Source organism: Canicola haemoglobinophilus (genome assembly GCF_002015075.1).
GTDB classification, from domain to species: Bacteria; Pseudomonadota; Gammaproteobacteria; order Enterobacterales; family Pasteurellaceae; genus Canicola; species Canicola haemoglobinophilus.
This window is the reverse complement of sequence record NZ_MUXZ01000073.1, coordinates 1-6,866: the sequence shown is the minus strand read 5'-3', so window position 1 is coordinate 6,866 and position 6,866 is coordinate 1. Positions and strand designations below refer to the sequence as shown.

The window sequence follows — 6,866 nt, the reverse complement described above, 5'->3', positions numbered from 1 at the left end:
GGCGATGAATCGATTTATGATTGATTTTGGTGCTCGCCTAGACGAGCACCGTTAAGTTGAAATGGGTGTTTACACAGAATTTGGGATGGGGTCACAATAAGGGGGTAATTATGCAAAAATCATTATTCGCAACCTACTCTTTATTTAGTAAATGGTTCTTTACTACGCTACTTTTAATTTTATTATTCAACAATTGGGATGATTTTTGTGGCATGAGAACCTTTATCACCATGTACAACTTCACATTGGACTTTTTGCCCTGCTTTTAAAGAGCGATACCCTTCCATTTCAATAACAGAATAATGTGCAAAAATATCAGCATCACTATTTTCTACCGTAAGGAAACCAAATCCTTTTGCATTATTGAACCATTTAACGATACCAATTTCCATAATTACTAACCTCTTTTGGCTTTACGTCTTTACAGACTACTTTACTTCACAATAAGACTGCTAGCCTTATCCCCTTTCTAAACTTGAGCTAGATATTCAATGAAATTAGCTATCTTTGCAATCATCAATATTCAAAAATCCAACAGAGATCACAAAAAAGAGATATTTTTTGCTAAATTTCAGTATTTTTTGAGGTTTGTTTTGCATTTAACTCACGCAATTCTTTCGCAACAAGTGCAATAGCTTCACCACTACCAATACCTTGTCGCATTAATTCTTGAATTTTTTCTACCGCTCTTTGTTGCTGTTCATGAGTTAAATTTAAAATTGCATTATCTAACATAAATTTTCCTTGAGTTTTGTTAAATTTTTTACCAATTAAATGTTTTAAACAAAAGTTTCCACTGTTCATCTAAATCTGCAACAATTTCCACTCTTTCATTTGTTACTGGATGCTGAAAACAAAGTTTCTCTGCATGGAGCATTAGTCTATTTACACCAACATTTTGACTTAATGCCCGATTTTGATGTAAATCACCATATTGTGTATCACCTAAAATAGGATGAAAAATATGTTTTAAATGACGACGCAATTGATGTTTACGTCCTGTGTGTGGAATTAAACGTACCAGTGAATAACGAGAAGTTGTATAGCGCCCTACCCCATAAGGCATTTCAGCAATTTTAAGTCCCCGATAGTCCGTTATTGCTTGTTGTGGTTCTTTTTCCTGACTGAATTTATCTGCAATTTTATCTAATTGCACTTTAAGCGGATAATCAATGGTTTGAGCATCGGTCAAATAGCCTCGCACAACAGCTAAATAGCTTTTTTCCACTTTTTTTTGCTCAAACTGTAAACAAAGCAAATTTGCTATTTCAGCATTTAAAGCAAAAAGTAAAACGCCAGAAGTTGGGCGATCTAAACGATGAATAGGAAACACATGTTGCCCAATTTGATCCCGCAAGGTTTGCATCACAAATTGCGTTTCATGGCTATCTAGCCAACTACGATGCACTAACATTCCAGCTGGTTTATTAACTGCAACGAGAAATTCATCTTGATACAGAATATCTAGTATTACGGGTTCTGACATAATTTCTCAATTTCATAAATAGGTTGTAGAAGCTCATTTAATCTATCTAGATCTTTTAATGCTTCTTCAATATAAGGAGTAATTGCCATTTTGTGTGGTAAAGATTGCCCACCCTCTAATAAGGCATACATACGAGGAATAAAAATCCATTGTAGCCATTCATTGGCACTCATCGTATCTACGGAAAAGGGTTCTGTGCTTAAAAAAGCTTGCTCTTCGGGAGGGTAAGATTGCCATAAATCTAGATTTTGCATCACTTGTTGTAATGCTTGTAAATGCAGTTTAATTTCAGTTTTCATTGAGTATGCTCGAAAATAAAAAGCTATATTCTATGTAAATTAATTATGTTAATCTACTCCTCTCAATAATCATCGAACAATAAATATGTATCTAATCGAAGTATTTTTTACCTACCAACAAACAAAAGACTCTCCTGTCAATAATGTCACTTATCTAATAAATCAAATCGTTGAACAATGGCGCTATAACGGACAAATTATTGGGCGTGAAATCCCATTATTCACCGCTGATCAAGGATTCTTTGCTTTACGTGTGACTTGTCCTGAAGAACAAAGTTTATTACCTGAATTTAATAATGCAGAAGTAAATAAAGCCCTTGAACAAGCTGAAAGTGCGGGAATTATTTTTGATAGTTTTCAGATTATTGCTGATGACTTAAATTCAAATATGACTTATCAAGGCGAACAACCTACTTGGCAAGTGCTTTATACAACTTATTTGCAATCTTGTTCTCCTGTGCATAGTGGAGATGATTTGTTGCCAATTCCATTATATAAACAATTCAAAAACATACCGCACTTGAGTATGGATATTATTAAATGGCAAGAAAATTGGCAGGCTTGCGACCAATTACAAATGAATGGCTCAACCTTAGAAAAGCAAGCATTAAATGAAATCAGCGAGTTTGATAGCCAGTTAAGTAAACATGGTTATCATCTTGCGCAAGAGATTGAAAAACACACTGGCATTCCAACTTATTATTATCTGTACCGTATTGGAGGCAAAGATTTAGAAAGCGAACAACAACGCTTATGCCCAAGCTGCCAACAACAATGGAATTTAGATAAACCTCTATTCAATATCTTCCATTTTAAATGTGATCATTGTCGCCTCGTGTCCAATTTATCTTGGCATTGGCAATAACTAAAGGGAAAAGCATGCAATATCAAGACCAAAGTTTACAAGCATTAAAGTTAGGGCAAAAAACGGAATATACCTCAACTTATGACCGCACTTTGTTGCAAGCTGTACCACGCAAACTTAACCGAAATGATTTAGGTATCACTGAAAAACAACCTTTCACTTTCGGCGCAGACATTTGGACAGCTTACGAAATCTCTTGGTTAAATTTAAAAGGTGTACCACAAGTGGCGATTGCCGATGTGGAAATTGATTACCAAAGTGAAAATTTGATTGAGTCAAAAAGTTTCAAACTTTATTTAAATAGTTTTAATCAAAGCCAATTTAAAAATTTACAAGAAGTTGAAGAAATTTTACAACAAGATTTAACCCAATGTGCTCAAGGCCGAGTAAAAGTGCGGTTGAATTCCCTACAATATTATGATCGACAAGCTATTGCTACTTTACAAGGTGAATGTATTGATGAACAGGATATTGAAATTCACTCCTATGAATTCAATCCTAGCCTGTTGGAAAATTGTACAAGTACACAATGGGTTGAAGAAACCTTAGTAAGCCATTTATTAAAATCAAATTGTTTAATTACCAATCAGCCCGATTGGGGAACGATACAAATTCATTATGTGGGTCAACAAATAAATCGAGAAAAAATCTTGCGTTATCTGATTTCTTTCCGACAACATAATGAATTTCATGAGCAATGTGTCGAACGGATTTTTTGTGATCTTATGCGATTTGCTCAACCAGAAAAACTCAGTGTTTATGCTCGTTATACAAGACGAGGTGGATTAGACATTAACCCATTTAGGTCAAATTTTGAACCTACCCCACTTAACCAGCGTCTTGCACGCCAATAATAAAGGAACTTTTATGAATCATATACATTACGTCAATCCAAAGGGAAGTATGGATCAACTTTCACATATGGAAGTTGAACAATTAGCTAAAAAAGCCAAAAGCAAACTTTATCAACTTTACCGCAATTGCTCATTGGCTGTACTCAATTCGGGGGCTATTACAGATGATAGCCGTGAGCTATTAAATAAATATCCTGATTTTGATATTAACTTAGTTGCAAGAGAACGAGGAATTGCATTGGAATTACACAATCCTCCAGCCAGTGCTTTTGTTGACGACAAAATGATTAAAAATATTCAATATCATTTATTTGCGGTATTGCGTGATATTTTATTTGTTAACGTATTAAACCAACGTATTAATCCTTGCGATATTCAAGATAGCAAACATATTACCAACCAAGTCTTTTCTATTTTGCGTAATGCCAAAGCCCTCATTAATGGCGAACAGCCTAATTTAGTGGTTTGCTGGGGCGGACATTCTATCAATCAAATTGAATATCAATATTGTCGTGCTGTTGGTTTGGAACTAGGACATCGTGAATTAAACATTATCACGGGCTGTGGACCGGGCGTAATGGAAGCACCAATGAAAGGCGCAACCATTGGTCATGCAAACCAACGTTACAAGCAAAGCCGTTTTATTGGTATTACAGAGCCATCAATTATTGCCTCAGAGCCACCAAATCCAATTGTAAATGAGCTCATTATTATGCCTGATATTGAAAAACGCCTAGAGGCATTTGTTCGTATGGGACATGGCATTATTATTTTCCCAGGAGGTCCCGGTACTTTTGAGGAGTTACTGTATATTTTGGGTATTAAACTCAACCCAGCAAATCATGCTCAGCAACTTCCATTAATTTTAACTGGGCCAAAAGAAAGTGTGGCTTATTTTGCTTCAATTGATCAATTTATTGGCGATACTTTAGGTACTGAAGCACAATCTTTATATGAAATTATCATTGATGATCCTGTGACAGTTGCTCGACGTATGAATGAAGCTATGAGTGAAATCCAAAAATCACGTTATGAAAAAAATGAGTCTTACAATTTCAACTGGTCATTAGAAATTACTACTGAATTTCAAACACCTTTTATTCCAACTCATGAAAATATGGCAAATTTAAATTTACATTTTGACCAAGCAAAAGTTGAATTAGTAGCTAATTTACGTCGTGTTTTCTCTGGCATTGTGGCAGGTAATATTAAACCAGATACTCAGGATAAAATTGCTGAATTAGGAAAATTTAAATTAAAAGGTGATCCGGTATTAATGCAAAAAATAGATAATTTATTACAGGATTTTATTGAACAGCATAGAATGAAGTTACCGAGTGGTGATGCTTACGAACCTTGCTATGAAATCCAAAAATAAACTGATTTTTCAATTCATGTAAACGATTTCAAAAAAGTATTCATTTCATCTACTCAAAAGAAAAGTGCGGTATTTTTCTTTTGAGTTTTATCTCAATAATCAGCTCAAGACTATTTAACATTGATTGTCTTGAGCTTTTATATTTATCCCAATTTAAACAAAGATTGTAGTTTTAGTGACCTATCTCACAAAAATAACAGTTTTGAATTGCACTAAAAAATTATTGGCATATAGTTAGCAATAGTTGAGTAAGCGTTTACATTTATCTCAACAAGATTGAATATTAGGCAGATAAAATAGGAGCTTGATTATGAGTGTATTAGGTTATTTACAAAGAATAGGACAGGCATTAATGGTGCCTGTAGCTGCATTACCTGCAGCAGCAATTTTAATGGGGATTGGTTATTGGATCGATCCAAATGGCTGGGGTGGCGAAAGCCAACTAGCTGCGTTCTTAATTAAATCTGGAGCGGCTATTATCGATAATATGGCAATTTTATTTGCTGTTGGCGTTGCTTTCGGTATGTCAAAAGATAAACATGGTTCAGCCGCACTTTCAGGTTTAGTAGGCTTTTTAGTGGTGACTACTCTCTTATCTCCAGGGGCTGTTGCACAATTACAAGGTATCCCAGCAGATCAAGTTCCAGCAGCTTTCGGTAAAATCAATAACCAATTTATCGGTATTTTAGTTGGGGTTATTTCTGCTGAATTATATAACCGTTTCCACCAAGTTGAATTACCACAAGCATTGGCATTCTTTAGCGGTAAACGTTTAGTTCCAATTGTAACCTCTATGGTAATGATTGTTGTTTCATTCTTATTAATGTATTTATGGCCTGTGATCTTTGATGGTTTAGTCGGTTTTGGTAAATCTATTACTGATTTAGGGGCTACTGGTGCTGGAATTTATGGTTTCTTAAACCGTTTATTGATCCCAGTGGGCTTACACCATGCACTCAACTCTGTATTCTGGTTTAACGTAGCAGGCATCAACGATATTCCAAACTTCTTAGGTGGTGCACAATCTCTTGCAAATGGCACCGCAGTTTTAGGGGTAACTGGTATGTATCAAGCTGGTTTCTTCCCTGTTATGATGTTCGGTTTACCAGCAGCAGCTCTTGCGATTTATCACAGTGCAAAACCAGCTAAAAGAACACAAGTTGCAGCACTTATGTTTGCCGCTGCATTAGCTTCATTCTTCACTGGTGTTACTGAGCCATTAGAATTTGCATTTATGTTCGTTGCACCAGTTCTTTATGTAATCCACGCATTATTAACTGGTTTATCTGTTTTCATCGCAGCTTCAATGCAATGGATGGCAGGTTTTGGTTTCAGTGCTGGTTTAGTGGATATGGTGTTATCTTCACAAAACCCATTAGCAACACAATGGTATATGTTGTTAGTGCAAGGTGTTGTTTTTGCAGTGATTTATTATGTTATATTCCGTACTCTAATCAAAGTATTAGGCTTAAAAACCCCTGGTAATGAAGAAGACGAAGAAGTAACAGTAAAAACGAATATTTCTCGTGAACAGCTAGCTTCGGATTTCATCGTTGCTTTAGGCGGTAAAGACAATTTCGAAACTATTGATGCTTGTATCACTCGTTTACGTTTAACTTTAATTGATCGCAATAAAATTAACGAAGATCAATTAAAAGCATTAGGCTCAAAAGGAAATGTTAAATTAGCTGAAAATGGCTTACAAGTCATTTTAGGTCCTGAAGCTGAATTAGTTGCAGATGCCATTAAACAGCAAGTCAAAATATAATAACTTGTGTAAAAATTAGGGTAAATATTAACTATAGGGAGCCTCTCCCACAATTTGTGTAAATACCTTTTTCTGAGATAATACATCTAGACACAGGTATTTTATTATGAACGAAAAACAACTCCACGCCTTGGCAATCGGGCATGCCATAAATTGATTTTATTACGCAAAAACAAAATGAAAAAGTTAGCGTTTAAGTTGAAATGTGAGCAAAAT

General features: G+C 35.2%; 8 protein-coding genes. 4 read left to right on the top strand and 4 right to left on the bottom strand.

Going from position 1 to position 6,866, the window contains the following annotated elements; genetic code table 11:
- Positions 1–182: 182 nt before the first annotated feature.
- The 4 genes from cspD to B0186_RS11325 all read right to left on the bottom strand — a co-directional run bounded on the left by cspD (position 183) and on the right by B0186_RS11325 (position 1,785).
- Positions 183–392 (bottom strand): cold shock domain-containing protein CspD, encoded by a 210-nt coding sequence (gene cspD, locus B0186_RS11340; RefSeq protein ID WP_078219570.1) that lies wholly within the window; start codon positions 390–392, stop codon positions 183–185.
- 172 nt (positions 393–564) lie between these two features.
- Positions 565–735 carry a YoaH family protein gene (locus B0186_RS11335; protein ID WP_078219571.1) on the bottom strand — a complete coding sequence of 57 codons (171 nt, stop codon included), beginning with the start codon at positions 733–735 and terminating at the stop codon, positions 565–567.
- Positions 736–763: 28 nt separating this feature from the next.
- Entirely contained in the window at positions 764–1,471 is a 708-nt protein-coding gene (gene truC / locus B0186_RS11330; RefSeq protein ID WP_078219572.1) for a tRNA pseudouridine(65) synthase TruC, read from the bottom strand.
- Entirely contained in the window at positions 1,471–1,785 is a 315-nt protein-coding gene (locus B0186_RS11325; RefSeq protein ID WP_078219569.1) for a YqcC family protein, read from the bottom strand. Before B0186_RS11325 ends, truC begins: the two co-directional genes overlap by 1 nt.
- An 85-nt stretch (positions 1,786–1,870) precedes the next feature.
- Here B0186_RS11325 and B0186_RS11320 point away from each other — a divergent pair, with 85 nt between their 5' ends.
- The 4 genes from B0186_RS11320 to nagE all read left to right on the top strand — a co-directional run bounded on the left by B0186_RS11320 (position 1,871) and on the right by nagE (position 6,650).
- The gene (locus B0186_RS11320) at positions 1,871–2,650 is read left to right on the top strand and encodes a Zn-ribbon-containing protein (protein ID WP_078219568.1); all 780 of its coding nucleotides are present in this window, start codon (positions 1,871–1,873) and stop codon (positions 2,648–2,650) included.
- A 14-nt stretch (positions 2,651–2,664) separates the two neighbouring features.
- Positions 2,665–3,504, top strand: coding sequence for an NADPH-dependent 7-cyano-7-deazaguanine reductase QueF (gene queF / locus B0186_RS11315; protein WP_078219567.1), 840 nt, complete (start codon positions 2,665–2,667; stop codon positions 3,502–3,504).
- A 13-nt stretch (positions 3,505–3,517) separates the two neighbouring features.
- Complete coding sequence (ppnN, locus tag B0186_RS11310) at positions 3,518–4,882, top strand: nucleotide 5'-monophosphate nucleosidase PpnN (protein WP_078219566.1); 1,365 nt, start codon at positions 3,518–3,520, stop codon at positions 4,880–4,882.
- Positions 4,883–5,192: 310 nt separating this feature from the next.
- Positions 5,193–6,650 (top strand): N-acetylglucosamine-specific PTS transporter subunit IIBC, encoded by a 1,458-nt coding sequence (nagE, locus tag B0186_RS11305; protein WP_078219563.1) that lies wholly within the window; start codon positions 5,193–5,195, stop codon positions 6,648–6,650.
- The last annotated feature ends 216 nt before the right edge of the window (positions 6,651–6,866 follow it).

Bases quoted from the DNA above. Each gene is read 5' to 3' on its own strand.
- cspD (WP_078219570.1), bottom strand. From the start codon at position 392: ATGGAAATTGGTATCGTTAAATGGTTCAATAATGCAAAAGGATTTGGT.
- B0186_RS11335 (WP_078219571.1), bottom strand. From the start codon at position 735: ATGTTAGATAATGCAATTTTAAATTTAACTCATGAACAGCAACAAAGA.
- B0186_RS11325 (WP_078219569.1), bottom strand. From the start codon at position 1,785: ATGAAAACTGAAATTAAACTGCATTTACAAGCATTACAACAAGTGATG.
- B0186_RS11320 (WP_078219568.1), top strand. From the start codon at position 1,871: ATGTATCTAATCGAAGTATTTTTTACCTACCAACAAACAAAAGACTCT.
- queF (WP_078219567.1), top strand. From the start codon at position 2,665: ATGCAATATCAAGACCAAAGTTTACAAGCATTAAAGTTAGGGCAAAAA.
- ppnN (WP_078219566.1), top strand. From the start codon at position 3,518: ATGAATCATATACATTACGTCAATCCAAAGGGAAGTATGGATCAACTT.
- nagE (WP_078219563.1), top strand. From the start codon at position 5,193: ATGAGTGTATTAGGTTATTTACAAAGAATAGGACAGGCATTAATGGTG.